The organism is Salinispora cortesiana, from assembly GCF_000484695.1.
Lineage (GTDB): Bacteria > Actinomycetota > Actinomycetes > Mycobacteriales > Micromonosporaceae > Micromonospora > Micromonospora cortesiana.
This window is the reverse complement of record NZ_AXVR01000006.1, coordinates 41,279-68,123: the sequence shown is the minus strand read 5'-3', so window position 1 is coordinate 68,123 and position 26,845 is coordinate 41,279. Positions and strand designations below refer to the sequence as shown.

Annotated in this window: 23 protein-coding genes; 11 read left to right on the top strand and 12 right to left on the bottom strand. The window is 72.7% G+C overall.

The features are described from left to right. Positions 1-193 precede the first annotated feature (193 nt). Positions 194-2,734, top strand: a complete 2,541-nt coding sequence (locus tag K228_RS0104965) for an FtsK/SpoIIIE domain-containing protein (protein ID WP_025617417.1) — start codon at positions 194-196, stop codon at positions 2,732-2,734. Beyond that, positions 2,731-3,606 carry a hypothetical protein gene (locus K228_RS0104960; protein ID WP_025617416.1) on the top strand — a complete coding sequence of 292 codons (876 nt, stop codon included), beginning with the start codon at positions 2,731-2,733 and terminating at the stop codon, positions 3,604-3,606. The genes K228_RS0104965 and K228_RS0104960 overlap by 4 nt, the downstream gene beginning before the upstream one ends. A 99-nt stretch (positions 3,607-3,705) precedes the next feature. Here K228_RS0104960 and folE read toward each other — a convergent pair whose 3' ends face one another. The 6 genes from folE to dacB all read right to left on the bottom strand — a co-directional run bounded on the left by folE (position 3,706) and on the right by dacB (position 11,255). After that, a complete protein-coding gene (folE, locus tag K228_RS0104955) occupies positions 3,706-4,365 on the bottom strand; it encodes a GTP cyclohydrolase I FolE (protein WP_025617415.1) in 660 nt (219 codons plus the stop codon). Between the two features lie 35 nt (positions 4,366-4,400). Continuing rightward, a complete protein-coding gene (gene ftsH / locus K228_RS0104950; protein WP_025617414.1) occupies positions 4,401-6,416 on the bottom strand; it encodes an ATP-dependent zinc metalloprotease FtsH in 2,016 nt (671 codons plus the stop codon). A gap of 361 nt (positions 6,417-6,777) precedes the next feature. Beyond that, positions 6,778-7,350, bottom strand: a complete 573-nt coding sequence (gene hpt, locus K228_RS0104945) for a hypoxanthine phosphoribosyltransferase (protein ID WP_018255207.1) — start codon at positions 7,348-7,350, stop codon at positions 6,778-6,780. A 135-nt stretch (positions 7,351-7,485) separates the two neighbouring features. Further along, entirely contained in the window at positions 7,486-8,487 is a 1,002-nt protein-coding gene (gene tilS, locus K228_RS0104940; RefSeq protein ID WP_025617413.1) for a tRNA lysidine(34) synthetase TilS, read from the bottom strand. A gap of 10 nt (positions 8,488-8,497) precedes the next feature. Continuing rightward, the gene (locus K228_RS0104935; RefSeq protein WP_025617412.1) at positions 8,498-9,568 is read right to left on the bottom strand and encodes a zinc-dependent metalloprotease; all 1,071 of its coding nucleotides are present in this window, start codon (positions 9,566-9,568) and stop codon (positions 8,498-8,500) included. Positions 9,569-9,671: 103 nt separating this feature from the next. After that, entirely contained in the window at positions 9,672-11,255 is a 1,584-nt protein-coding gene (gene dacB / locus K228_RS0104930; protein ID WP_425414496.1) for a D-alanyl-D-alanine carboxypeptidase/D-alanyl-D-alanine endopeptidase, read from the bottom strand. A 236-nt stretch (positions 11,256-11,491) separates the two neighbouring features. On the opposite strand from dacB, the gene K228_RS0104925 reads away from it, so the two are divergent. The 3 genes from K228_RS0104925 to K228_RS0104915 all read left to right on the top strand — a co-directional run bounded on the left by K228_RS0104925 (position 11,492) and on the right by K228_RS0104915 (position 14,325). Then, positions 11,492-11,998, top strand: a complete 507-nt coding sequence (locus tag K228_RS0104925) for an inorganic diphosphatase (protein ID WP_018222215.1) — start codon at positions 11,492-11,494, stop codon at positions 11,996-11,998. A 177-nt stretch (positions 11,999-12,175) separates the two neighbouring features. After that, complete coding sequence (mycP, locus tag K228_RS0104920) at positions 12,176-13,537, top strand: type VII secretion-associated serine protease mycosin (RefSeq protein WP_025617410.1); 1,362 nt, start codon at positions 12,176-12,178, stop codon at positions 13,535-13,537. A gap of 65 nt (positions 13,538-13,602) precedes the next feature. After that, on the top strand, positions 13,603-14,325 hold the full coding sequence (locus tag K228_RS0104915) for a phosphatase PAP2 family protein (RefSeq protein ID WP_025617409.1): 723 nt from the start codon (positions 13,603-13,605) through the stop codon (positions 14,323-14,325). A 48-nt stretch (positions 14,326-14,373) separates the two neighbouring features. On the opposite strand, the gene K228_RS0104910 is transcribed toward K228_RS0104915, so the two are convergent. From K228_RS0104910 to K228_RS0104885, 6 genes are all read right to left on the bottom strand, one after another. Next, a complete protein-coding gene (locus tag K228_RS0104910; RefSeq protein WP_025617408.1) occupies positions 14,374-15,552 on the bottom strand; it encodes a MarP family serine protease in 1,179 nt (392 codons plus the stop codon). A gap of 63 nt (positions 15,553-15,615) precedes the next feature. Continuing rightward, positions 15,616-16,308: an NUDIX hydrolase gene (locus tag K228_RS0104905; RefSeq protein WP_025617407.1), complete on the bottom strand. Its 693-nt coding sequence runs from the start codon at positions 16,306-16,308 to the stop codon at positions 15,616-15,618. Between the two features lie 43 nt (positions 16,309-16,351). Further along, positions 16,352-16,966 (bottom strand): TlpA family protein disulfide reductase, encoded by a 615-nt coding sequence (locus K228_RS0104900; protein WP_025617406.1) that lies wholly within the window; start codon positions 16,964-16,966, stop codon positions 16,352-16,354. Beyond that, positions 16,963-17,742, bottom strand: a complete 780-nt coding sequence (nth, locus tag K228_RS0104895; protein ID WP_025617405.1) for an endonuclease III — start codon at positions 17,740-17,742, stop codon at positions 16,963-16,965. The genes K228_RS0104900 and nth overlap by 4 nt, the downstream gene beginning before the upstream one ends. 63 nt (positions 17,743-17,805) lie before the next feature. After that, complete coding sequence (locus tag K228_RS0104890; protein WP_025617404.1) at positions 17,806-18,966, bottom strand: CapA family protein; 1,161 nt, start codon at positions 18,964-18,966, stop codon at positions 17,806-17,808. A gap of 55 nt (positions 18,967-19,021) precedes the next feature. Beyond that, entirely contained in the window at positions 19,022-19,765 is a 744-nt protein-coding gene (locus tag K228_RS0104885; RefSeq protein ID WP_025617403.1) for an adenosylcobinamide amidohydrolase, read from the bottom strand. A gap of 217 nt (positions 19,766-19,982) precedes the next feature. Between K228_RS0104885 and K228_RS0104880 the strand changes: the two genes are divergently transcribed. The 6 genes from K228_RS0104880 (at position 19,983) to K228_RS0104855 (ending at position 26,801) form a co-directional block, all read left to right on the top strand. Continuing rightward, entirely contained in the window at positions 19,983-20,660 is a 678-nt protein-coding gene (locus K228_RS0104880; RefSeq protein ID WP_018222205.1) for a Crp/Fnr family transcriptional regulator, read from the top strand. A gap of 137 nt (positions 20,661-20,797) precedes the next feature. Further along, positions 20,798-21,403 (top strand): TetR/AcrR family transcriptional regulator, encoded by a 606-nt coding sequence (locus tag K228_RS0104875; RefSeq protein ID WP_025617402.1) that lies wholly within the window; start codon positions 20,798-20,800, stop codon positions 21,401-21,403. A 37-nt stretch (positions 21,404-21,440) separates the two neighbouring features. Next, the gene (locus K228_RS0104870; protein ID WP_025617401.1) at positions 21,441-22,250 is read left to right on the top strand and encodes a TIGR03084 family metal-binding protein; all 810 of its coding nucleotides are present in this window, start codon (positions 21,441-21,443) and stop codon (positions 22,248-22,250) included. Positions 22,251-22,264: 14 nt separating this feature from the next. After that, a complete protein-coding gene (locus K228_RS0104865; RefSeq protein ID WP_025617400.1) occupies positions 22,265-24,043 on the top strand; it encodes an acyclic terpene utilization AtuA family protein in 1,779 nt (592 codons plus the stop codon). Beyond that, on the top strand, positions 24,040-25,203 hold the full coding sequence (locus K228_RS0104860) for an acyl-CoA dehydrogenase family protein (RefSeq protein WP_025617399.1): 1,164 nt from the start codon (positions 24,040-24,042) through the stop codon (positions 25,201-25,203). The genes K228_RS0104865 and K228_RS0104860 overlap by 4 nt, the downstream gene beginning before the upstream one ends. Continuing rightward, complete coding sequence (locus tag K228_RS0104855) at positions 25,200-26,801, top strand: acyl-CoA carboxylase subunit beta (protein ID WP_025617398.1); 1,602 nt, start codon at positions 25,200-25,202, stop codon at positions 26,799-26,801. Before K228_RS0104860 ends, K228_RS0104855 begins: the two co-directional genes overlap by 4 nt. Positions 26,802-26,845: the final 44 nt, after the last annotated feature.

The following is a 26,845-nucleotide window of genomic DNA, read 5'->3' as shown; positions in this document are numbered from 1 at the left end:
TGATTCCACCCCCTGAGGCTAACGGCTGCCGGCCGCTGGCCCAATGCCCAGATTAGGCGGATCGTGACGGCTTCCTCCCCGCCGGTAACGTCGGCAACAACACCGACGCGGCACCGCGGCGCCTCCGCCGGAACCAGGTCGTCCTGCGCTACGGTCTTCGCGCGGGGCGGGTCGCCGACCTCGCGAAAAGGGGGTGGACGCGGTGGGTCCGAGGAGGCGGGCGAACCGGGCCGCCGCCCTACACCGGCAGGCTGCCGCCACCGCGCTCGCCGCCGCCGACGTCCTCGACGACATCCGTCCTGCTCCCGCCGACCACGCCCGCCAGTACGAGCTCGCCGACCGGCTGCGGAGCGCCGCCGGTCAACTCGCCCCTGGCTGGGCGGGAGCCGCGCTGGAGACCCTGCCGGCGGAGACCATCGCCGGGGAGGGGCCGCCGCGCTTCGTCCGGGTCGGCACCGCCGCCCCACTCGACGAGGCTCGCTTCCCCGCACTGGTCCCGCTGATCGGCGCCGGGAACCTGACGGTCGACGCCGACACCGGGGATCCGCGGGTGGCGGGCCTGGTCCGGGCCGTCCTGTTCCGGCTGCTGGCGGCCACGCCGGCCGGGGCGCTGCTGGTCCGCGCGGTTGACGGTACGGGTACCGCGCTGACCCCGTTCGCGGCGCTCGCCGACGCCGGCCTCCTGCCGCCTCCGGTTACGGACGTCGCCGGCCTGCGCGCGGTGCTGGCGGAGGCGGAACGGTGGGTGGCTCCGGCCGGAGCCGACCGACGCCGGCACGACCGGATCCTGCTCCTGGTCGTCGCCGCGCTGCCCGAGTCCGCCGGCCACACCGACCTGACCCGCCTGGAAGCGCTCGCCGAGCAGGGCAGCGCGAGTGGCCTACACCTGCTGGTGGCGGGGTGGCCAGCCGGCCGCGCTCCGCTGCCACGCGCCGCCGCGCTGACGATCCGCAGTGCGTACGCGCTGCTCACCGGCCCTCCCGGCACCGCCTTCGGGGCGCCGGAAGCGGATCCTCCGAGCGGGTTGAACTCGCCGGTCTTCCTCGAGCCGGATCCCCCGGCAGACCTCGTGGACGAGGTCTGCCGTCGCCTCGCCGAGCAGGTGGAGGAGGGCTCACGGCTGGCCCTGGCCGAGCTGCTTCCGGAGCCGGGTGAGCCGGTGTGGACGGCGAGTTCCCGGGCCGGGATGGCGACGACGGTGGGGGACGCCGGGGGGCGGCCGGTCTCCCTGGGCTTCTCCGAGCTGACGCCACACTGGTTGGTGAGTGGTCGCTCCGACACCAGCCGATCGACGTTCCTCGCCACCGCCCTGCTCAGTCTGACCGCCCGCTACGGCCCGGAGGAGCTCGTCCTCTACCTGGCCGACCTCGGCGTCGGGGAGTCCTTCACCGAGTTCCTCCAGACCGAACGCGACCGCTCCTGGATTCCACAGGTCCGGGCCGCCGCCATCACCGCGGACCGGGAATACGTGCTGGATCTGTTCGACCTCCTGGCCACCGAGGTCCGCCGCCGTGCGGAGGCCGGTGCCCGCGCCGGCGGGCAGCGGTATCAGGAGCTGCGGCAGCACCAGGAGTTGCCGCGGATCGTCGCCGTGGTGGACGGCCTACCGCGACTACTCACCGGCCGGGACCGGATCGCCACCGAGGCCCGGGCCCTGCTCGAGGCCGTGGCGCGCACCGGCCGGTCGTACGGCGTGCATCTGCTCCTGGCCGGGGAGGGGGACCTGGGCCTTCGGCCGCGCAGTGACCGGGATCCGCTGCTCGGGCAGTTCCCGGTGCGGGTGGCGCTTCCCGGTGGGGGTGCGGTGTTGGCCTCGACCAACGACTCGGCGGCCGGGCTGGCGGTGGGGAGTGCGGTGGTCAACACCGCGGGCGGCCTCGGGGGGCCGCGGGGCGCCATCCGGGGACACGAACGGGTGATCCGCTTCCCCGATCCGATGGATCACTGCGAGGCGGTGGAGGGCCTGCGGCACCGGCTCTGGGAGGCCCGCCCGGAGCGGAGCGCCCCACCAGTCGTCTTCGCCGGTTATGCCCAGCCGCAGCTGCGCAACGACCCCCGGTACCGAGCGGCGGTGGCCGGTGGGGCAACCGGTCCGGTGGCGCTGCTGGGCCGGGCGGTGGATGTGACCCGGTCAACGGTGACGGTGTCGCTCGACGCCGCCCCGGGGCGCAATCTGGCGGTGCTCGGTGCCAGTGTGGCGGCGGCTGGCCTGCTGGTCACCGCGGCCCGCAGCGTCGCCGCCCACCACCAGCCGGGTTCCGCCCGTTTCGTGGTGGTGCCTTCCGCGGACGAATCGGGCCCGCTCGCCGCGGCGCTCGCCGCCGAGTTGGCCGCCCAGCACTCGGTTGAGGTGGTGGATCAGGCTGATCTGCCGGCTGCCCTCGACTCGGCCGAGCCGGCCTACCTGGTCGTCTTCGATGTGGACGGGCCGGGTGCCGGGGAGGTTCCGCCGGACCGGCTCGCCACCCTGCTCCGGGAGGGGCCGCCGACCGGTCGTCACCTGCTCGGCCGGTGGGGCACCGTGCCCTCCTTCGCGTCCCTACTCGAACCAGGAGACGAGTTGACGAAGCTCGCCACGGTCGCCGTCGTGGACGTGCCGGGGGCCCAGCTCGGGGCGCTCTTCGGCCGCCCGGTGGAGTGGCGGCCTCGACCAGACCGGGCGCTGCTCTGGGACGGCCACAGCGAGCAGGGTGTCGTCCTGGTTCCGTTCGCCACGAAGCCGGTCCTGACGTGAGCCGGATACCCATCCAGGATCGGGGCCCGGATCGGCAGCAACCCCCGGGCGCCCCGCCGCTGCCGATCCACGTACCGCAGCCGGTCCCTCCGCCGGCGGCGGCCCACCAGCCGCTGCCCGACCACGAGCCGGAGCCGACCCACCAGCCGGAGTCGCCCCACGAGCCGGAGTCAGCCCACGAGGAGGAGGCGACCCACCAGCCGGAGTCAGCTCTCGAGGAGAAGGCAGCTGACGAGCCGGTCGAGGTGGCGTGGGCCGAATACCTCGCAGCGACCCGACAGCTCGACGAGGTACGCCGAAGTGCGGCCACCGCCGCGGGCGAGCAGGCCCGCGAGGTCGCGGCCGCCCGGGAGGAACTGGCGACGGTCCGGGCCCAGCTGGCCGGGCAGGAGGCGCGGCTACGAGACTCCGGCGTACCGCCGATCTCGCTGGCGCCGACGCCACCGGAGCTCTCGGCGGCGAGTCGGTCGATGGCGAGTGGGCCGGCGACGGTGCTGGCCGCGCTGCGGGAGGCGGCCAGCCGGGTGGAGTCGGCGGACGCCGCACTGGCCGCCCGCGGGCTGGTCAACCTGGCCGGCTGGCCCGTCATCGCCCGGAACCTGCTCTGCTACGCCCCGCTGGCCCTGCTGATGCCGCTGGTCCAGCTGATCCTGCTCGCCGTCACCGGCCCCAGCACGGTGAGCGCCACCGCGCTGGTTGTCGGGCTGGCTACGCCGGCCGCGGCGTTCGCAGCGGGCTGGTGGTGGGTGGGGCGCCTCGCCGGGCCGGAGACGGGCGGGCAGCCGGACCGCACTCCCCGGCTCGGGGTGTTGGTCTGCCTGGTCCCAGCCATCCTGACCAGTACGGTGCTCCTGCTCGCCCTGCTGGGCTGAGCTCGGCGGAGCTGCCGTGCGGTCCAGCCTCGACTCACCCGTCATGGCCGGCGGCGACGGCGTCCCGGGGGTGGAGGGTGTCCCGCCGGGCGGGCGGGATCAGCGGGCGTTGATCAGCGCCATCGCCTCGGCGCGGGTCCTCGCGTCCTCCTGCAGGCTGCCGCGCACCGCGGAGGTGATCGTGCAGGCGCCCGACTTCTGGATGCCGCGCATCGCCATGCACATGTGCTCGCACTCCAGGACGACGATCACGCCACGCGGCTGGAGCTGCGCCATCAGCAGGTCGGCGATCTGTGCGGTGAGCCGCTCCTGCACCTGGGGACGACGCGCGAAGACCTCTACCAGCCGGGCCAGCTTGGACAGACCGGTGATCCGGCCGTCCGAGCCGGGAATGTACCCGATGTGGGCGCTGCCCCGAAACGGCAGTAGGTGGTGCTCGCAGAGGCTCATCACGTCGATGCCCCGGACCAGCACCAGCTCGTCGTGGTCGGCCTCGAAGGTGGTGCTGAGCACCTGCGCCGGGTCGACCCGAAGCCCGGCGAACAACTCGACGTAGGCCCGGGCAACCCGGGCCGGGGTCTGCTGGAGCCCCTCGCGGTCCGGGTCTTCGCCAACCGCGATCAGGATCTCGCGGACCGCCTTCTCCAGCCGGACCAGGTCAACGCTCTCCTCGACCGGACCGCCGGCGAGCCGACCACTGACCAGCCGAGCGGCGACGTGGTCCAGGTCGCCGTCGGCCTTGGTGGCGGAGGCGGCCAACCCCTGCGGGCGGTCGGCCGCCTCATCGTCGCTGTTCAGTGCGGGGCCTCCGAGTTGTTCGAGGCGGCACCGCTGATGGACGCGGTGTCGGCCGTGCCCTGCGCCTTGAGCGCCTCGTTCTCGGCAGGCGTGCGCACCGGCGGCTCGGTGGAGGGCTGGCGCTTGCCGAACCCGTTGTACGGAGCCATCGGCGGGCGCTTCGCCACCCGGTCGCAGATCCGGGCCATGTCGGCCGTGGAGAGCGTCTCCTTCTCCATCAGCTCGAGCACGATGTTGTCCAGCACATCGCGGTACTCGACCAGGATCTCCCAGGCCTCGTCGTGCGCCAGCTCGATCAGGGCGCGCATCTCGGCGTCGATCTCGGCGGCGACGGCGTCGGAATAGCCCCGCTCGTTGCCCATGTTGCGGCCCAGGAACGGCTCGTCACCACTGCTGCCGTACTTGAGCGCACCGAGCTTGGAGCTCATCCCGTACTGAGTGATCATCGCGCGGGCCAGCTGGGTGGCCTTCTCGATGTCGTTGCCGGCGCCGGTGGTCGGCTCGTGGAACACCAGCTCCTCGGCGGCCCGGCCACCCAGCGCGTAGGCCAGGGTGTCGACCATCTCGGCCCGGGTCTGGGTGTACTTGTCCTCGGTCGGCAGGACCAGGGTGTGCCCCAGGGAACGACCCCGGGACAAGATGGTGACCTTGTGCACCGGTGCGGCGTGCGGCAGCGCCCAGGCGACCAGCGCGTGCCCACCCTCGTGGTACGCCGTGATCTTCTTTTCGTTGTCACTCATCACCCGGGTACGGCGCTGGGGGCCGGCGATCACCCGGTCGATCGACTCTTCCAGGGAGTCGTCGGTGATCGCCCGCTGGTCCCGGCGGGCGGTGAGCAGCGCGGCCTCGTTGATCACGTTGGCCAGGTCGGCACCGCTGAAGCCGGGGGTACGCCGCGCCACCGCATCGAGATCAACATCGGGGGTGAACGGCTTGCCCTTGGCGTGCACCCGCAGGATCGCCTTGCGGCCCTCCATGTCCGGCGCGTCCACCGGGATCTGCCGGTCGAAGCGGCCCGGCCGCAGCAGCGCCGGGTCGAGGATGTCCGGCCGGTTGGTGGCGGCGATCAGGATGACGCCGCCCTTGGTGTCGAAGCCGTCCATCTCGACGAGGAGCTGGTTGAGGGTCTGCTCCCGCTCGTCGTGACCGCCGCCCATGCCGGCACCCCGGTGCCGACCGACCGCGTCGATCTCGTCCACGAAGACGATCGCCGGCGCGTTCGTCTTGGCCTGCTCGAAGAGGTCCCGGACCCGGCTGGCGCCGACACCGACGAACATCTCGACGAAATCCGAGCCGGAGATGGAGTAGAAGGGCACCCCGGCCTCCCCGGCGACCGCGCGGGCCAGCAGGGTCTTACCGGTGCCGGGCGGGCCGAAGAGCAGCACGCCCTTCGGGATCTTGGCGCCGAGCGCCTGGTACTTCGCCGGGTTCTGCAGGAAATCCTTGATCTCGTGCAGCTCCTCGACGGCCTCCTCGGAGCCCGCCACGTCGGAAAAGGTCGTCTTCGGCGTGTCCTTGGTGATCATCTTGGCCTTGGACTTGCCGAAGTTGAGCACCCGGGAGCCGCCGCCCTGCATCTGCGACATGAAGAACAGCAGCAGGGCCACCAGCAGCAGGATGGGGAGCAGGCTGATCAGCAGGGTCATCCAGATGCTGTCGGACGAGACCTCTGTGTCGGCCGTGCCGGTGATGCGGTTGTTCGCCTCGGCGTCAAGGACGTCGTCCCAGACCTGGGCGCTCCACTCGTACGGGATCTGCGCCTCGATCCGATCGGTGGACGTGTTGTCGTCCCCGAACTCGGCCGACTCGGCCAGATCGAGCTGAAGGGTCTGCTCCTTGTCGGCGTAGACGGCCTTCTCAATGCCACCCTTGTTGAGCTGGTCCAGCGCAACAGAGGTCTCCACCCGATGGTAGTCGGGGCCCCCGGTGAACAGCTGACCGAGCAAAATGGCGCCGAGGATGACCAGGATGATCCAGACCACCGGTCGGCGGAAGAAACGCGTACGTTCCATACTGTTGTCGAGCGCCGAGACGCTCGCATCCTCCTGATCGACGTCCGGACCGTCTGAAAGGTATCGCCACCAGCGCGGCGGCTGGGCCGCCGTGCGGGCCGATCTGACCCCCGGGGCACCACATCGCGCCACGGTCACTCGACGGTACACCGTTCGTGCCGGATGCGAGCATGCCAGCCCCAGCACTTACGCGTAGGGCGAACCGGGGTTCCTGCCAGCGGGACGGGAGCTCCGCACCCGCCCCGCAACCGCCCGGTCCCGCGGTTGCGGAGGTCGGGCGGGGAGGTTTCCTCCACGCCGCCACCGGCCTCAACCCTAGTCCGTACGGCTGAGAGTCCGCTGAACGTCGCAGCGAGCGCTCCTACCGGGCGTAGACCTCGGGTCGGAGTACGCCGACGAAGGGCAACTCCCGGTAGCGCTCACCGAAGTCGAGCCCGTAGCCGACGACGAACTCGGTCGGGATGTCGAAGCCGACGTACTTGACCGCGACCGGCACCTTCACCGCCTCCGGCTTACGGAACAGCGCGACCACCTCGACGCTCGCCGCCGAGCGGGACTCCAGGTAGCGCAGGAGCCAGGAGAGGGTCAGCCCGGAGTCGACGATGTCCTCCACCACGACCACGTGCCGGCCGGCGATGTCCCGGTCCAGGTCCTTGAGGATCCGCACCACGCCGGAGGAGGTGGTGCCCTGCCCGTACGAGGAGATCGCCATGAATTCCAGCTCGGCCGGGGGGCCCTGCCGGCCCAGCGCCCGGGCGAAGTCGGCCATGAACATCACCGCGCCCTTGAGGACGCAGACGAGCAGCAGCCCGTCCTCGACGTCGGCGTAGTCCGCCGATATCTGTTTGGCCAACTCCGCCGTCTTCTCGCGGATCTGCGCCTCCGAAATGATCACGTGGTCGATATCGGCGTCGTACCAGGAGCCGTCAGCCATGACTCCTAGCCTGCCGTACGCACGATGGTCTCCGTCGGCGGGGCCGCTCCTTTTATACGACCCAGACCGGGTTTCTCCGCAAAGACCGACACACGGGACCAACCTCACCCCGCTGACCAGGGAAAGTCCCTCCGATCACCGCTGTGCGTCCGAGGCGACGGCGGCGAGCCGACCCGCCTGACGGAGCACCCGTAGCCCGCCCGGCAGGTACGCCGCCCCCTGCCCACGCCAGCCGGTGATCAGGGCCTCCAACGCGCCCACATGCCGGTGCGACAGGGCGGTGGGGCGGGCCCCCAACTCCCGGGCCCAGGCGTGCAACACCCGCCCCCGGACCGCCGGCGCCAGCTCTGCGAGCCCGCCCACGCAGAGCCCGCCATCGGGGTGCCGCACCCCCTCCAGCGCGGCGTTGGCCTGCTCGTCCAGCGCGGCCGTGTCAACAGCGACCAGCCGGGCGGTACGGGCCAGGTTGTCCAGCACGGCCGGCCCGAGCGCCCGCACCAGCACCGGCAGCACCTCGGCCCGGACCCGGGCGCGGGCGTACGCCGGATCGGCGTTGTGCGGATCCTCCCAGGGGTCGAGCCCCAGCGCCGTACAGGCCGCCCGGGTCTGCTCCCGCCCCACCTCCAGCAGCGGGCGCAGCAGCAGCACCGAGCCGAGCCGCCGCCGCGCCGGCATCCCGGACAGGCCGCGCGGACCAGCACCGCGCGCCAACGCCAGCAGCACCGTCTCCGCCTGATCGTCACGGGTGTGTCCGGTGAGTAGCGCCGCCGCCCCAAGCCCGCCGGCCACCTCGGTCAACGCCCGGTAGCGGGCTGCCCGGGCGGCGGCCTCCGGGCCACCGGGCCGCCCGGACACGTCCACCCGAACCACCTCGACCGGGGCGAGGCCGGTCGTCCGGGCCCAGTCGGCGACCGCCGCCGCCTGCTGCGCGGAACCCTCCTGCAGGCCATGGTCAACGGTGACCAGACCGGCGGACCGCCCGAGTCGGGGCGCCACGAAGGCGGTCGCGGCGGCCAGTGCGAGCGAGTCGGCTCCCCCGGAGCAGGCCACCAGGACCGGCCCCGCACGGGGTAGCTCGATCAGCGCGTGCCGGATCGCGCGGCGAATCGCGGCGACCGGTGGGGCGAGTGCGGCCACGGGCGGCCGGTCAGTCGCCGGCCGGAAGCGGGCCGGCTGGCCCGTGCACCCGGGCCACCCAGGCGTCCGGGTCGCTGAGCTCGGCGAGCCGGGGCAGGGTCAGCGGTGAGGCGAAGACCCGGTTGAAGCCCGCCATGCCGACCCGCTCGACGACACCGTGGACGAACCGCCGCCCCTCGGCGTACTGGCGCAGCTTGACCTCCACCCCGAGCAGCCGACGGAGCGCCTTCTCCACGGGGTTGCCCGACTCCCGACGCCGGTTGAACGACGCCCGGATCCGCTCCACGCTCGGGATCACCTGCGGCCCCACCCCATCCATCACGAACTCGGCGTGCCCCTCGAGCAACGTCATCAGCGCGGTGAGCCGATCCAGCACCGCCTTCTGGGCCGGGGTCTGGACGATGTCCAGGACGCTGGTGCGACCGGCCGGCTCCCGCACCGCGTCGGCGAGGACGGCGACGCCGCGGCGCAGCCGCTCGACCAGCGGGTCGGTGCCGGTGCTGGAGGCGTCGATGAACGCCTGCACCTCACCAAGAAAGTAGGCCCGCAGCCACGGCACCGCGGTGAACTGGGTGCGGTGGGTGACCTCGTGCAGACAGACCCAGAGCCGAAAGTCGCGGGGGTCGGCCGCCAGCTTCCGCTCCACCTCGACGATGTTCGGCGCGATCAGCAGTAGCTGGCCCGGCTCGCCGGAGAAGACCTCGTACTGGCCGAGGACCCGGCCGGAGAGGTACGCCAGCACCGTGCCGGCCTGCACGCCGGTGATCCGCGAACCGATCGCCTCGGTCAACACACCGGGCTGCTTGTCTCCCGCGAGGCGACCGACCAGGGGGCCGATGACCTCGCGCAGACCGGCGATGTTTGTCGCCGCCCAGTCTCGACGGTCCACCACCTGCACCGGCGGGTGCGACACCTGCGAGCGGAGCCCGGTGAAGTCGCCGACGTGCTCGGCCGCCTCGTCGGTCAGCCGTCGCAGGTCACCGACGACCTCCGTGGCCTCGGCGTAGGAGACGCGCGGGCCCGTCTTGCCGAGCGTCCCCGCGGTCGCTGCGGCCAGATCCCAGTCCACGAACTGCGCCATGGGCCCACCGTACCCGTGCGGTCGCCCGCTGACCGGGGCCACGACGGTCACAACCGGTCCCTCCCCTCCGCGTCCTCCGCGCCGCAGCGGCGCCGAGCCGAGGTCAGCGGCAGCCGCAGGCGGCGAGGGCCGCGGCGATCCGGTCCAGCTCCAACCGGGTCGCCTCCAGCCCGTCGGCGGGTGTCCGGTCGGTGAGCACCGCGAAGGTGAGCAGGCGCCCGTCGGCGGTGGTCACCAACCCGGCGATCGCGTGCACTCCGGTCAGCGTGCCGGTCTTGGCGCGGACCGCCCCGGCGCCGGCCTGCGCCGCGACATCGGTGTAGCGGTCGGCGAGGGTGCCCGACCAGGCGGCGACCGGCAGTCCGCCGAAGAGCGTCGTCAGCTCCGGACGGCTGCCGTCGGCGGCGAGCCGGATCAGGTCGGTGAGCAGCGACGGGCTGATCCGGTTGGCGCGGGACAGGCCGCTGCCGTCGGTGAGCGTGAGCGCGTCAACCGGCAGTCCCAGCTCCCCCGCGACCGCCTCCATCGACTCCCCCGCGCCGGAGAATGACGCCGGCTGCCCCCGGGCCAGGGCCACCTGCCGGGCCAGGGCCTCGGCCACCACGTTGTCACTGTCGGCGATCATGATGTCGACCAGTCGCACCATCGGCAGCGACTGGACCACGCCCAGCTCGCCGCCCGGCGCACCCGCCGTCGCACCCGCCGAGGCGTCCGCTCCGGCCTCGGGCGCCGGGCCCCGCTTGACCGCGTCCTCCGGTACGCCCAGCAGCCGAGCGAACGCCGCGCCAGCGTGCAGGTCCGGCTCCTTTACCCGTTCGGCACCGTGCGCGCCGTCGTCGTGGTCCCGCTTCGCCTGCTCGAGGTCACTGCGGGCGCCATCGGTCATCAGTGCGGTAATCGCCGAGCCGTACCCGCCCGTGGGAATGTCGTCGTCCCAGCCGGGCGCGTGCACCGGCCCGGAGTACAGCGACGAGTCGACCACGACCCGCGTCGGGGCGACGCCGCCGAGCGCGGCCTTGACCTGCGCGGCCAGCTCATCAAGGCGCGCCGCGCCCGGGTAGAAGCCGGTGTCGTCCACGGCGAGCGTCGGGTCGCCCCCACCGATGAGCACGACCTCGCCAGGGGCCGCCCCGGCGACAGCCCGGGTGGGGATCCGGTGGCCTGGGCCGCGCGCCGCGAGCACGGTCGCGGCGGTGACCAGCTTGGTCACCGAGGCGGGCACGGTGCCGATATCAGCGCCCTGGTCATACAGGGTCGACCCGGTCGCGACATCGGTGACCGAGACGTTGACCCGGTCACCCAACGCGGCGGAGCCGACCAACGGGTCAAGCACAGCGCGCACTCCGGCGGCGGCGGGTTCGGGCGCGTTCTGGTCGGCCGCGGTCAGCACCGCCGGTGGCGGCTGGGCGGCGGGCTGCTCGCCGGCACGCCACTCGGCCGCCGGCCCCGACCACACCACGGTGACCCCGACCGCGGCCAGCGCGAGGAGCACCACCGCGGCCAGCACGGCCGGCAGTAGCCAGCGCCGAGGCCGACCGGGCGAGGTCGAACCGGACGGTACGGGGGCGTGGCTGCCGCTGTCGGCGGATGCCGCCGGCGGCTGCCCGGTCGGACCGACTCGATCCGGCGGCGCTCCCTGTTCCGGTCCGGTGAGCCGGTTGTCGGGGTGGGCCTCGGGCACCGACACCCGCCCAACCGCACTGCCGTGAGCAGATCTACCGGTCTCCCGTCCAGTACTCTGCTCCGGACGGTAGTGTGAATCTTCCCTCCCCACGGCCCCCTCCTCGCCCCGCGGAACCTGCTTGGGTGACACTACTTCGGTCCGAAGACTATGCGGCGACCGGACCGGCGGGCGGGGTTTCCACCTGTCCGGCGACGGACGCCGTCGGTCAATGCCAGCGTGGGCAGACGAGGAGCGTGCAGATGGATTTCGACGTCACGGTTGAGATCCCGAAGGGTCACCGCAACAAGTACGAGGTTGACCACGTGACCGGTCGGATCCGGCTGGACCGCACCCTCTTCACCTCCACGCAGTACCCAGCCGACTACGGCTTCATCGAGGGCACCCTGGGCGAGGACGGCGACCCGCTGGACGCCCTGGTGCTGGTCCCGGAGCCGACCTTTCCGGGCTGCCTGATCCGGTGCCGCACCATCGGCATGTTCCGGATGACCGACGAGAAGGGTGGCGACGACAAGGTCCTCTGCGTCCCGTACGAGGACCCGCGTCAGGAGCACCTCCGCGACATCCACCACCTCGGCGAGTTCGACCGCCTGGAGATCCAGCACTTCTTCGAGGTGTACAAGGACCTAGAGCCCGGCAAGTCCGTCGAGGGCGCCACCTGGGTGGGCCGGCAGGAGGCGGAGGAGGAGATCGTCGCGTCGATCCGGCGCGGCCGGGAGGCCGCGGAGCACGGCGACTCCGCGCACTGACCCCAGCCACCGGCGGGCCCGGGGGCGCTCAACCGAGCAGCCCCCGGGCCCGTTCGTTTCTGCCGACCGACAACGGTGAGCACCAGCCGCCGTCGTGGCCGATGTTGCCGGAACCTACCTGCCGGGCCGCGGGAACCGGTAACCTCCGAACGTTATGGCTAGGTTGGTCGAACGCGAATGGTCAAGGATGTGACCGGGGTACGGCGTGGTAGCAGGTCCGCCGCTCGCCGGGGGGCCAGGCGGGTGTGGCTCTCGCTGACGTCGGTCGCCGTCGTGGTCGCCGTGCCGGTCGCCGGCATCCCGCACACCGGACAGGTCAGCACCGGTCTCCCCAGCCACATTGGGCAGCTCGCCGCCGGGGGCCCCGGCCACTCGGCTGGCCGAATCCTGGCGGAGCAGACCGAGCGCTCCGCCGACCAGGTTCGCGACGACCAGTGGCAGCTGGACGCGCTGCGCGCCAGCACGGCGTGGCGCACCTCGACCGGGGCCGGGGTGGTGGTGGCGGTCATCGACTCCGGTGTGGATCCCAGCCATCCGGATCTGGCTGGCCGGGTGCTACCCGGTCTTGACCTAGTCGAGCCGGCGGGCACCGCCGACCCGGATCCGGTGGGTCACGGCACGGCCGTGGCCGGTTTGATCGCGGGCCGCCACGACGACAGCCGTGGGGTGGTAGGCCTCGCCCCCGAGGCCCGAATCCTGCCGGTACGGGTCCTGGACGCGGAGAACCGTTACGACGACGCATTGATCGTGGCGAACGGCGTACGGTGGGCCGTTGACAACGGCGCCCGGGTGATCAACCTGTCGCTCGGCGGCAGCAGCGCCAGCCCGGCTCTGGCCGCCGCGCTGGACTACGCGTTCGCCCGGGACGTGGTGGTCGTCGCCTGCACCGGCAACGAGACCGCCTCGAACTCCGACACCGTCTGGTACCCGGCCCGGGAGCCGGGGGTGGTCGCGGTCTCCGGGCTGGAGCGGGACAGTGAGAAGCTCTGGTCCGGCGCGATCACCGGCCGGGAAACGGTGCTGACCGCGCCCGCGACCGGCCTGGTGGGCGCGCGGCCACCGGACGGGTACTGGCGGGTTCAGGGCACCAGCTTCGGCACGCCACTGGTCTCGGCCACCGCCGCGCTGATCCGGGCCCGGTATCCAGAGATGCGCGCTGGCGACGTGATCAATCGAATGCTGCGCACCGCTCGGGACATCGGCCCCAGCGGGCGAGACGACAGCTTCGGATACGGGCTGATCGACCCGGTCGCGGCGCTGACCGCCGACGTGCAGCCGGTCGGGTTCAACCCGCTGGACGACCAGTCCTCGCCGGGGGTGGTCGGCTTCGGGCCGGCACCGAGCGCGGCCAGCGCGGACACCGAGCCGGCCGGGCTCGAGTTCATCCCAGCTGTCCCAGCTGCCTCGTGGGAGCCGTGGGAGCCGTGGTCGGCTGGAACTGGGGGCGGCTCCACGTCGGTGTGGCCGCGGTCCGGGCCGACGTTTCCCGTCGCACTGTTCGCCGACCGGGCTCGGAGAGTGGGCCGATTCCGCCGGTAGGGGCGCCGCGCCCGGGCAGGTCCACCACACCGGAATGCCCGGTCGCGATCCGGGTAGACGGAGGAATGCGCGCGCCCGGCTTCGGTACCGCCGCCCGGCCGTCGTGGCGCAACCGCCGCCTGCACCCCAATGATGGGCTGGGGTTGCGGCTGACCCTCGCCGTTGTCTCCGTGTTCCTGGTGCTGGTGCCGTTCCTACTCGCGCTACTGGTGCTGGCGTCCTGGTCACCGCTGCGGCGGCTGGACCGGGCGGTGACCGAGGCGCTCGTCGGCTACGGCCTGCGGCATCCGGGGTGGGCCGAGGCGCTGAACGTGTGGACCGAGGTCTTCGCCCCGATGCCGCTGCGGTTGGGCGCGCTGGTGGTGGTTGGCTGGCTAGCCCGGCGTCAGGCTCGGCAGCTGGCGCTCTGGGTCGCCGTCACCATGACGGTCGGCGGGCTGCTGAGCCCGCTCCTCAAGCTGCTCGTCGGGCGTCCCCGGCCGGAGTTCCCGAACCCCCTGGCCCAGGCGGTCGGGCTCGCGTTTCCGTCCGGGCACGCGCTGAACGCGACGCTCGCCGCCGGCGTACTGCTGGTGGTCTTCCGACCCCGGCCGGACCGCTCCGCCGAGCGGTACGCGGTCTGGGCCGCCGCACTCCTCCTCGCCGTGGTGACCGGATTCAGCCGGGTGGCGTTGGGCGTGCACTGGAGCAGCGACGTGGTTGCTGGATGGTTGCTGGGTACGGCCGTGGTGGCCGCGACCGCCGCAGTGTTCACGGTTTGGCAGGCCACCCCACCGCACCATCGTTGAGCCGCTCAGGGGCCAGGCAGAGTGCCACCGCGGAAGCAGGCCGTCCGCTCAGGTGCACTCGCCGGTGCTGACGCCGCGCACGCGTTCGGCTCCGGCCAAGGCGACCGAGCGGGCCTCGGCCGCGGTCACCGCGAAGCCGGTGTTCGGGTCGTCGGCCGCCGCCGCGAAGATCACCCCGAGCACCAGGCCGTTCGTGGAGACCAACGGGCCGCCGGAGTTTCCGCTCTGCACCAGGGCCCGGATGGTGTAGACCTCCCGGGTCACGTTCCCGCTGGAGTAGATGTCCGGGCCGGTGATCTCGTCAACCTCCCGAACCCGGGCCGACTGCGCGTTGTACGGGCCGTCGAGCGGGAAGCCGAGCACGATCGCGTCCGCGCCGCTGCCCTCGTTGCCGGCGGCGAAGCGCATCGACGGGCCGGGCAGGCCCGGGACGTGCAGGACTGCCAGGTCCCGGTCCGGGTCGTACACCACCACCCGAGCGTCGTACCGTTCGCCGTTGAGCTCGACGACGGTGGAGCGGGTTCCGGCCACCACGTGCGCGTTGGTCATCACGCGGTCGTCGGCGTAGACGAAGCCGGAGCCCTCCAGGCGGCGGGAGCAGCTCGGGGCGGAGCCGAGCACCTTGACCACGGAGCTTCTACTGTTGGCCACCACCTGCGATCCGATGAGGGCGGGGTCGGGCGGGGCGACCTGCCGGGCGCGGGTGGGCGCCAGGTCACCGAAGACGTCCGGGAAGCCGTTGGTGTCGACGGTCTCCCGCAGCGCGGTGGAGAGCTCCTGTGCCTGGTCGGGCAGGACCCGGTCCACCACGGTGAGCAGCGCGCTGTTGCGGACCGCGGAGGCCAGCCAGGGCAGCGATGACGAGCCCAGCGGGACCGCGACCAGCCAGGCGACCAGGAGCACGGCGAACAGCGAGACGAAGGCGCCGCCGATGTCGTCCGCCTGCCGCCCGAAGTCACTGCTGATCGTGCGTCGCAGGCGCGTACCGAGCCAGCCGGCGAGCGCCTGCCCCACCACCGCCAGCCCGAAGATCGCCACCAGCGAGACCAACACCCGGGTGCCACTGTCCAGGAACTGCTGTGCGAGCCGGGGGCCGAGCTGTAGGCCGGCCAGCGCTCCGAGGAAGAGCCCGGAGAGCGACAGCACGGCGGTGACGAAGCCCTGGCGGTATCCGCTGATCGCGAACACGAGCATGAGCAGGAGCAGTACGAGATCCACGGCGGACACGTGTCCAGCCTACGGGGCCCGGGCCGACGGGACGGCTGCTGCCGCTACGCAAGGTCACCGGAGTCAGTGCGGAGCGCTCTCGTCTGCCGCATCAGTCCCGGCCGAGGGCGCCGGGTCGGCGCCCACCGGGGGAAGGTCCAGCACCTGCCCTGGGCGCCACGGGCGGGCCCAGCCCCCCATGTCGAGCAGGGCGGAGAGCACCCCCGCGGTGAATCCCCACACCAGCATGCCGCGGGCGGAGAAGGCCGGGCCGGTCCAGCCACTCGGGTGGCGTACGCGCAGCCGATTCTCCGGGTCGACCAGTTCGGTGATCGGCATCCGGGCCACGTGCGCCACCTCGGCCGGCTCCCGGGGGTGCACCGGGTGGGGCGCGTGCCACCAGCCGAGCACCGGGGTCACCACGAAGTCGCTGACCGGAATCCACAGCTTCGGCAGTTCGGCGAGGACGGTTACGGTTCCCGGGTCGAGGTCAACCTCCTCGTTCGCCTCGCGGAGCGCGGTCGCGGAGGCGTCCGCGTCCTCCGGGTCGGCGGCGCCACCGGGAAAGGCCGGCTGCCCCGCGTGGTTACGCAGGGTGGCGGCTCGCTGGAGGATCAGCACGTCCGGGCCGGTGCCGGGAGCCTCGCCGAGCAGCACCAGCACGGCGCTTTCCCGCCCACCGCTGCTCGGGGTGGCCAGCCGGGTGAAGTCCTCCGTCCGGGCGCTGCCCAGCCGGGTCAGCAGCGGGTCGAGCCAGGGCGGCGGCTGCCGACTCATCAGGCCACCGCCGCACCCGGGTTGCGGGCGAGGTCCGGGCGGCTCATTCCGGCACCGCCACGCCCAGGTGCACCCGGACCAGCTCGGCGAGGCGGGCGTCGTCGAGCGCCCCGGAGACATCGACGTGCCGGATCTGGCTGTTCGCGTCAACGAGGACGGTCATCGGGATGGCCTTGCGTCCCAACGCCCGTTGCAGCGACTCACCCTGGTCGATCAGGCTGGGAAAGCGGACCCCGAAGTCCTCACCGATCGACTGGGCGCCGCTGCGGGTGTCCCGCATGTTCACCCCGACGACCGTCAGCTGCCCTTCGGCCCGCTCGCTGAGCCGCTGGAACGCGGGCAGCTCGGCCCGGCAGGGGGCACACCACGAGGCCCAGAGGTTGATTACGGCTGGGCCCTGGATCTGGCGCAGATCGACCGGAGCGCCACCGGTGAAGCAGGTCAGCGTCAGCTCCGGCAGGGGCGTGCCGCCGGGGGCCGGGGTGGTGGGTGGGGCGCTGGGCCGGTCGGTGGTCAGGCCGGAGCAGTCCGCGAACGGGGAGGGCCGGCTCTGCGCCGCCTCATCCCGGGTGATGGGGGCCGGCTCCGGCCCGGCGTCGGTGCAGCCGGCCACCGCCAGCACCGCCGGGACGGCCAGGGCGACGAGCCACTTCCTCACGGCGCCTCCACCGCCCCGTCCGGGACCGGCACCAGCTCCGGATCAACGCCGGCGGCCACCGCGAGTTCCCGGGCCCGGGGACCCTTGAGCAGCCGCGCGGCCACCGCCGGATCGGTCGGCCCGGTCCCGTAGGACGGGCAGAGCTTGGTCAGGGTGCAGGCGCCACACGCCGGTTTTCGGGCCGCGCAGACCCGGCGCCCGTGGAAAATGATCCGGTGCGACAGCATTGTCCAGTCGCGCTTCGGATAGAGCGCCCCGATCGCGTGCTCGATCTTGACCGGATCGGTCTCGGTGGTCAGCTCCCACCGCCGTACGAGTCGGTTGAAGTGTGTGTCGACGGTGATTCCCGGCACGTCGAACGCGTTGCCGAGAATGACGTTCGCCGTCTTGCGGCCAATTCCGGGCAGGGACACCAGGTCGGTCAGCTTCCCGGGAACCTGGCCGTCGTGCCGTTCGACCAGCCCCTGCCCCAGCCGGATCAGGGAGTCTGCCTTGTTGCGGTAGAAGCCGGTGGACCGGATCAGCTCCTCCAACTCGGCCCGGTCGGCGCCGGCGTAGTCGGCCGCCTGCGGGTAGCGGGCGAACAACTTCGGGGTGACCTCGTTGACCCGCTTGTCCGTGCACTGGGCGGAGAGGATCGTCGCGACGGCCAGCTCCAACGGATTGGAGTGGTCGAGTTCGCAGTGCGCGTCCGGGTGGGTGTCGGCCAGCACCCGCCCGATCCGTCGGGCGCGGCGTATCCGACCGAGGTCGGTCTCCCTGAGGCTGATGGTCACGCCGGCCAGCCTACGTCGCCGGCCGCCGGTGACCGTTTCGTGCCCACGCGACGGCGTCGACCATCAGCTCGGCTGCGGCGGGCTGATCTTTCCCAGGTCGTCGAAGACCGCACCGGTCTCGGGGAAGTCCGCAGCGCTGAGCTCGCGCACCAGCCCCAGCCCCCGGTCGTCCGGGTCCATCGCCGGCAGACCCGCCCCGTTCAGGTACGTCGAGGCGAACGACCCACCGTCCCAGGTGCCGTCGGGCTGCAGCGACACCTTGAGCACGCCGCCCCAGCCGAGCTTGCCGCTGCGGTTGAACGTGTTCCCGCCGCCGGCGAAGTTGCCCAGGCTGTACGCGATCAGCCGGCCCTGGTAGAACTCCATGCCCCGCAGGACGTGCGGGCCGTGCCCGACGATCAGATCCGCCCCGGCGTCGATCATGGCCTTGGCGAACCGGACCGGGTCACCCCGGTCCTCCCCCAGGTACCGCTCGGTACCCGGTTTGACCTGGGTCTTGTCGGCCCCCTCCGCGCCCATGTGCACCTGCACCACCACCAGGTCCGCCTGCTCAGCGGCCTTGGTGATGACCCTTTCCGCCGCCGGGATGTCGGTCAGCGGGTTCGACCAGGCGTACGACGAGAAGCCCGCCACCGCCACCTGGACGCCGCGTACGTCGACGACGGTGATCTGGTCCGGCGCCCCGGTGTGCGCCAGTTCGTACTGTTCGAGCGCCTGCCGGGTGTTCTCGAGGCCCTTCGCGCCGAAGTCGTTCCCGTGGTTGTTGGCCAGGTTGAGCAGGTTGAACCCGCCGTCGCGCAGGTGCGCCGCGTACTCCGGTGGGGCCCGGAACTGGTAGCAGTTGGTGGAGTCCTCGCCACACTTGCCGGTCCCGGTGTCGACGGTGAGCGGCTCCTCCAGGTTGCCCATCACCACGTCGGCGGCGAGCTCCGGGCGCACCTCGTCGAAGAAGCCCTCGCCGCCGTTGGGGGGCAGCCGGTCCGGGGCGTTGCCCAGGAGGATGTCGCCGGTGGCGGTGAGGGAGACCGCGGCGGCCTCGGTGGGGGAGGCGGAGGGGGCGGGGGTGCCACTGCCGGCGCCGGGCTGCCAGGCCCCGCCGGGCCCGGTCGCACCGGAGCCAACCGCGCCGCAACCGGCGACAACCAGCACGGCGAGCAGCGCGCCGGCCGACAGGAGCCGACGCGCATGGGTCGCGAACGTCAATGTGTTGCGGTGGGCGCGCATCGCCCGCGACCCTACCGGGCCCGCGCCCAGCCGACGAGGGCCGATTGGTGGCACCTCATCTGGCCGGCCGTTGCGACCGTGGCCGCACCGGTCGGGCGCCCCCGGCCAGGACCGCACGGTGCACCGCCCGGGCCAGCGGTGCGCCCCAGGTGGAGCGGGGGCCACCGTACGGCGCCTCGGGCCCCTCGGTCGGGCAGCAGACGACGACCGCGTCGGTCGGGGTGCCGGTGCCGGGCATTCCCAGCTCGGCGATGGCCTGCGCCTTCGCCTCGGTGGCGGTCGCCACGGCGTTGATCAGGGCGGCGGGACTGAGCCGGGCCGGCACGTACACCACGGTGTTGACGGTGCCGACCGGATGACCGCCCGCGCCGGGTGCAGCCGGGACCGGGGCGGGCTCGGCCGGGGTGCGCTCGGCCGGGGCCGGGGCCGGGGTGCGCTCGACTGGGGCGGGTTCGGGTGGGGCGGCGGCCCAGATCGGAACGCCGAGCCCGACCGTCGTCCAGACCCGTACTCCGGTGTCGGTTCGGGCCACCACCTTCGCGACGTCCACCCCGGTCAGCAGCCCCACTCCGGGGCCGTCGAGACCGAACCCCGCGGCCAGTTCGGCCAGGTGCTCGACGGGGTCGTGCCGGTCGTACGACATCGGGACGGTCGCGTTGATCACCCAGCTCCGGACGCCCAGCCCGCCGCCGAGCGCCGCTGAACTCGCGCTGAGTAACGGCCGCTCGGCTCGCCAGACCAGCACCGGGAGGTCCCGCCCGTCCTCGCGACGGGTAGACAGTGACGGTTCGTTCAGCACGGGGCGACCCTACGGCCTGTTCCCGCGCCCGGCACATCTCACCTGGTGCGGCGCGGTATCGTAAACGTTGACGACGGCCGGCAGGTTACGCCCAACGATCACGTTTCCCGGGGTGCACCTCGGAATATCCGCGCACGTGCGCCTAGACTGACCGAGCGCGAGGGAGAAGCGGACGGCGGACCCGCCGACGGACGGCACGCGCAGGCGGAGGTGCGCGATGGACGAGGTACTGGCCCGGAGTGGGATCTTCCAGGGGGTCGACCCGGAGGCTGCCGAGGCGTTGGCCAAGGAGATGGAGACGATCGAGGTCCGCAAGGGCGATGTCGTCTTCAACGAGGGCGAGCCCGGTGACAGCCTGTACATCCTCCTCTCTGGCAAGATCAAGGTCGGCCGCCGGGCGGCCGACGGGCGACAGAACCTGATCGCGGTCATGGGCCCTTCGGACATGGTCGGCGAGTTGTCGCTCTTTGACCCGGGGCCCCGGACGGCGACGGCGACGGCGGTGACCGACACCCGCCTGGTGCGGCTCCGTAAGCAGGCGCTGCGCCCCTGGCTGAACAACCGGCCGGAGATCGCTGAGCAGTTGCTGCGGGTGCTCGCCCGCCGACTGCGGCGGACCAACGACTCGCTGGCCGACCTGATCTTCACTGACGTGCCCGGTCGGGTCGCGAAGAACCTGCTCCAGCTGGCGGGACGGTTCGGCACCCGGGACGGCGGGGTGCTGCGGGTGACCCATGACCTGACCCAGGAAGAGATCGCCCAGCTCGTCGGCGCTTCCCGGGAGACGGTCAACAAGGCCCTCGCCGACTTCGCCTCGCGGGGCTGGCTGCGCCTGGACGGCAAGAGCATCATCATCCTCGACCCGGAGCGCCTGGCTCGCCGCGCCCGCGTCTGACCGCCCGCCCACCCGTCGATCCGAATCCACGGGGACGGTGCTACCGCTGCAACGGCGGCCGGTTCGCCGGCCGCCGTTTTTCTCGCCCTAAAAAAGTCAGGCTTGACTGTTTGTTTTGGGGACGGCACGCTGAGCCCGTGTCCGGCACATCGACCCGCGTACCCCAGCAGGAGCGCAGTCGCGCCACCCAGGCCCGACTGCTCGAGGCCACCGTGGCGTGCCTGGTCGAGCATGGCTGGTCGGGCACCACGACGACCGTCGTAGCGACCCGGGCCGGGGTGTCCCGGGGCGCCCAACTACACCACTACCCCACCAAGGCAGCCCTGGTCACCGCCGCGGTCGCGCACCTCGCCGAGCGGCGCGCGGAGGAGCTGCGCGTCGAGGCGAAGTCCCTGCCCGCCGGCCCACAGCGGTTGGACCGGGTGGTTGATCTGCTCGCCGCGGCCTTCACCGGACCGCTCTTCATCGCCGCCCTGGAACTGTGGGTCGCCGCCCGCACCGACCGCGAACTACGGACGGCGCTGGTGCCGCTGGAGGCCCGGCTCGGCCGGGAGATGCACCGACTGACCGTCGCCCTGCTCGAGGTCGACGAGCGCCGACCCGGTGTGCGGGAGGCGGTGCAGGCCACCCTCGACCTGCTCCGCGGCCTCGGCGTAGCGAACCTGCTCAACGACGACTCCGCCCGGCGCACCGCGCTGCTCACCGCCTGGAAACGCCAACTCACCGAGTTCCTCGCCCCCTGACCCGTCCCGCACCACCGCCGACTCCCCCGGAGGCACCATGGTCAACCTGACGGACCTGCTGACCGATCTCGCCGCCGAGTCAGCCGAACTGGACGCGCTCGTGGCACCACTGTCGACCGCCGAGTGGGCCCGCGCCACGCCCGCACCCGGCTGGACGATCGGCCATCAGATCGCGCACCTGGCCTGGACGGACCACGCCGCGCAGCTCGCCGCGACGGACGCCGACGCGTTCTACGCCTCCGTCACCACGGCAGCCGACCCGGCCCGGCTGGTGGACGCGGGCGCAGAGGAGTTCCTCGCCGCACCGGCCGAGTTGCTGCCCCGCTGGCGCACCGGTCGGACGGCGCTCGCCGCCGCCCTCACGGCCACCCCGGCTGGCGAGAAGCTCCCCTGGTACGGCACCAGGATGTCGCCCGCGTCGATGGCTACCGCGCGGATCATGGAAACCTGGGCGCACGGCGCGGACGTGGCCGACGCACTCGGGGTCACCCGGCCGGCCACGGCACGGCTGCGGCACATCGCGCACCTCGGCTTCCGGACACTGCCGCACTCCTTCGCCGCACACGGTCGCCCGCTGCCGACCGCACCGGTGCGACTCGAACTGACGGGACCACCAACCAGCGCCGACACCGCCAGCGCGACCTGGGCCTACGGTCCCGCGGACGCCGCCGACCGGGTCACCGGGCCGGCGCTGGACTTCTGCCTGCTGGTGACCCAACGCCGGCACCGCGCCGATCTCGCCCTCACCGCGACCGGGCCGGTCGCCGAGGCCTGGCTGGACGTGGCCCAGGCCTTCGCCGGCCCGCCCGGCGCTGGCCGGGCGCCGAAAGCACCGGCGACCGCATGAGCACCGGCGACCGCATGGGCACCGGCGACGGCACGAACGCCCGCAACGGCACGAACGCCGGCAACGGCACGGGCGCCGCCCTGCGGGTCGGCAACGCCTCCGGCTTCTACGGCGACCGCTTCTCCGCCTGGCAGGAGATGCTCGACGGTGGCGACCTGGACGTGCTCACCGGGGACTACCTCGCCGAACTGACCCTGCTCATCCTGGGGCGGGACCGGATGCGCGACCCCGACCTCGGCTACGCGCGGACGTTCCTGCGCCAACTCGAAGGGACCCTAGGCACCGCACGGGAACGCGGCGTCCGGATCGTCACCAACGCCGGCGGGTTGAACCCCGCGGGGCTGGCCGCCGCCGTCCGCTCCCTCGCCGAGCGGCTCGGGCTTGACCTCAAGGTCGGGTACGTCGAGGGCGACTCCCTTCCCCGGCCGGACGCGCTGACCGCGAACGCGTACCTCGGGGCGTTCGGAATCGCCGCCGTGCTCGACGCCGGCACTGACGTGGTGGTCACCGGGCGGGTCACCGACGCCTCCCTGGTGGTCGGGCCGGCGATCGCCCGGTTCGGCTGGGGCCGCGACAACCTGGACGCCCTCGCCGGTGCGACCGTCGCCGGGCATCTGCTCGAATGCGGCGCGCAGGTGACCGGGGGTAACTTCAGCTTCTTCACCGAGCTGCCGGACGGCGGGCACCGGCCCGGCTTCCCCCTCGCCGAGCTGCACGCCGACGGCTCGTCGGTGCTCACGAAGCACCCGGGCACCGGGGGCGCGGTCACCGTCGAGACGGTCACCGCCCAACTCCTGTACGAGGTGGGCGCGCCGGCCTACCTCGGGCCGGATGTGGTCACCCAGCTGGACTCGGTACGCCTCGACCCGGACGGGCCGGACCGGGTCCGGGTGTCCGGGGTCCGCGGGACACCACCACCGGAGACGCTCAAGGTCGGCGTCAACAACCTCGGCGGCTTCCGCAACTCGATGACCTTCGTGCTCTGCGGGTTGGACATCCCGGCGAAGGCCGCCCTGGTCCGGGGGCAGCTGGCGGAGACGGTCGGCAAGGAGGGACTGGAGTTCGTCCTCGCCCGCACCGACCACCCCGACGCCTCGGAGACCGAGCCGGCGAGCGCCCTGCTTCACGTCCACCTACGCGACGGGGACAAGGCCCGGGCCGGGCGCGCCTTCTCCGCCGCGGCGGTGGAGCTGGCGCTGGCCTCATACCCGGGGTGCACGCTGACCACACCACCCGGCGACGCGACGCCGTACGGGGTCTTCACCGCCGACACGGTCGCGCAGGACGCTGTCGAGCACGTGGCTGTCCTGCCCGACGGCACCCGCGTACCGATCTCCCCGCCGCCGCGGACGCAGCCGGCCCCGGTCGGGACGCTGGTGTCCAGCGCGGGCCGCACGGCGGACCCGGCCGGGGCACCGGTGTCCGGCCCGGGCCGCGCGGCGTACCCGACCCGACGCCGGCCCCTCGGGGAGCTGGTCGGAGCGCGGTCGGGGGACAAGGGGGGCGACGCCAACCTGGGGGTCTGGGCCCGCACCGACGCGACCTGGGCGTGGCTGCGGGGCTGGCTGACCGTGGCGCGCCTCGCCGAGTTGCTGCCGGAGACCGCCCCGTTGACCGTGCAGCGGTACGAGCTGCCGGACCTGCGAGCCGTCAACTTCATGATCCGGGGGCTGCTCGGGGCGGGGGTGGCGGCCACGACCCGCTTCGACCCGCAGGCAAAGGCGCTGGGAGAGCTGCTCCGCTCCCGCGTGGTTGAGGTTCCGGCCGAGCTGACCCCGGAGGCGGCAGCATGACCACCATCAACACCCCGGAACGTCGACAGCTCCGCGAGCTGACCCGAACGTTCATGACCAAGGAGGTGCTGCCGCACCTCGACGACTGGGAGCGGGCCGGCGAGGTCCCCCGGGAGCTGCACGCCACGGCCGCAAAGGTCGGCCTGCTCGGCATCGGTTTCCCCGAGGAGGTCGGCGGCAGCGGTGGCGACCTGCTGGACTCGGTCGTCGTCACCGAGGAGATCATCAGGTCGGGGGGCTCCTCCGGGCTGGTGGCGGCGCTCTTCACGCACGGGATCGCCCTGCCGCACCTGGTGGCCGCCGCCGGCACGGGAACTGAGTCGGCCGCCGGCGACGACCTGGTCGAGCGCTACGTCCGACCGACCCTCGCCGGGACGATGATCGGCGCGCTGGCGGTCACCGAGCCGGGGGGCGGCTCGGACGTGGCCGGGCTGCGCACCACCGCCCGCCGCGACGGCGACCACTACCTGGTGAACGGGGCCAAGGCGTATATCACCAGCGGGCACCGGGCCGACTTCGTGACCACCGCCGTGCGTACCGGCGGGCCGGACGCGGGGGGCGTCTCCCTGCTGGTGATCGAGAAGGGACTGCCGGGCTTCACCGTCGGCCGACGGATGGAGAAGCTCGGCTGGCACTGCTCGGACACCGCCGAGCTCTCCTTCGCCGACGTTCGGGTGCCGGTGGGCAACCGGGTCGGCGCGGAGAACACCGGCTTCTTCGCCATCATGCAGAACTTCGCCGCCGAGCGGATCTCCCTCGCCACCCAGGCGTACGCGACGGCGCAGCGCTGCGTGGAGTTGGCGCTGGGCTGGTGCCGGGACCGGGAGACCTTCGGCCGCCCGCTGGCGAGCCGGCAGCTCGTCCGGCACCGCCTCGCCGAGCTACACACCCGCGCCGAGGCGGCCCGCTCCTACGTGCTCGACGTGGCGACCCGGGTCACCGCCGGGGAGGCGGAGATGACCGAGGTCGCGATGGCCAAGAACACCGCCGTCGCCGCCTGCGCCGAGGTGGTTGACGCGGCGTTGCAGCTCCACGGCGGCTTCGGCTACCTGCGCGACGCCGAGGTGGAGCGGCACTACCGCGACCAGCGCATCCTCGGCATCGGCGGCGGCACCACCGAGATCATGAACGAGATCATCGCGAAGGGCATGGGGCTGTGACCACACTCGACAGCGTGCTCGACCCGGCCGCACCGGCCTTCGAGGAGAACCGGGAGGCGCTGCTGGCCCGGCTGGCCGAACTGGACTCCGCGCTGGACCAGGCCCGCGACGGTGGCGGCGAGAAGTCCCGCGCCCGACAGCGCAAGCGCGGCAAGCTGCTCGCCCGGGAGCGCGTCGAGCTGCTGCTCGACCCGGATGCCCCGTTCCTGGAGCTGTCTCCGGTCGCCGCGTACGGGACGGACTTCCCGGTCGGTGCCAGCGTGGTCACCGGCATCGGCCCGGTCGAGGGCGTCGAGTGCATGATCATTGCCAGCGATCCGACGGTACGCGGCGGCGCGGTCAACCCGTGGTCGTTGGCGAAGACCCGGCGGGCCGGGGAGATCGCCCTGGCCAACCGGCTACCAATGATCAACCTGGTCGAGTCGGCCGGCGCGGACCTCCCCACCCAGGCGGAGATCTTCATCCCGGGTGGGCGGGTCTTCCGCGACCTGACCCGGCTCTCGGCGGAGCGCATCCCCACGGTCAGCGTGGTCTTCGGTAACGCCACGGCCGGCGGTGCGTACGTGCCGGGCATGTCCGATCACGTCATCATGATCCGCGACCGATCGCAGGTCTACCTGGCCGGGCCACCGCTGGTGAAGATGGCCACCGGTGAGGACGCCGACGACGAGTCGCTGGGTGGCGCCGCCATGCACGCCACCACCTCCGGACTGGCCGACTACCTGGCCGAGGACGAGCGGGACGGCATCCGACTGGCCCGGCAGTGTGTACGCCGACTCAACTGGCGCAAGGCGGGGCCACCGCCCCGCGCGGCCACCCCCCGGCCGCCGCGGTACGACCCGGAGGAACTGCTCGGTATCGCCAGCGCCGACCTCAAGGTGCCGTTCGACCCGCGCGAGATCATCGCCCGCGTGCTGGACGGCAGCGAGTTCGACGAGTTCAAGCCGACCTACGGCACCGCGCTGGTCACCGGCTGGGGCGAGCTGCACGGCTATCCGGTCGGTGTGCTCGCCAACGCCCGCGGTGTCCTGTTCAACGCGGAGGCGCAGAAGGCGGCCCAGTTCATCCAGCTCGCCAACGCCGCCGACACCCCGCTGATCTTCCTTCAGAACACCACCGGATACATGGTGGGCACCGAGTACGAGCAGCGCGGCATCATCAAGCACGGCGCCCTCATGATCAACGCGGTGTCGAACTCGACGGTGCCGCACCTGACGGTCAACCTCGGCGCCTCCTACGGCGCCGGCAACTACGGCATGTGCGGCCGAGCCTACGAACCGAGGTTCCTGTTCACCTGGCCGAACGCGAAATCGGCGGTGATGGGCCCGACCCAGCTCGCCGGGGTGCTCTCCATCGTGGCCCGGCAGGCCGCCGCCGCGAAGGGCCGGGAGTACGACGAGGATTCCGACGCCGCCATGCGAACGATGGTCGAGCAGCAGATCGAGTCCCAGTCCGGGGCACTCTTCCTCTCCGGCCGGCTCTACGACGACGGGGTCATCGATCCCCGGGACACCCGTACCGTCCTCGGGCTCTGCCTGTCGGCGATCCACACCGGGCCGGTGCGGGGCGCCGACGGCTTCGGCGTCTTCCGGATGTGAGGCGCGAACCGCACAGTCAGGCCGGGCCCGTAGTCGCGAACGAA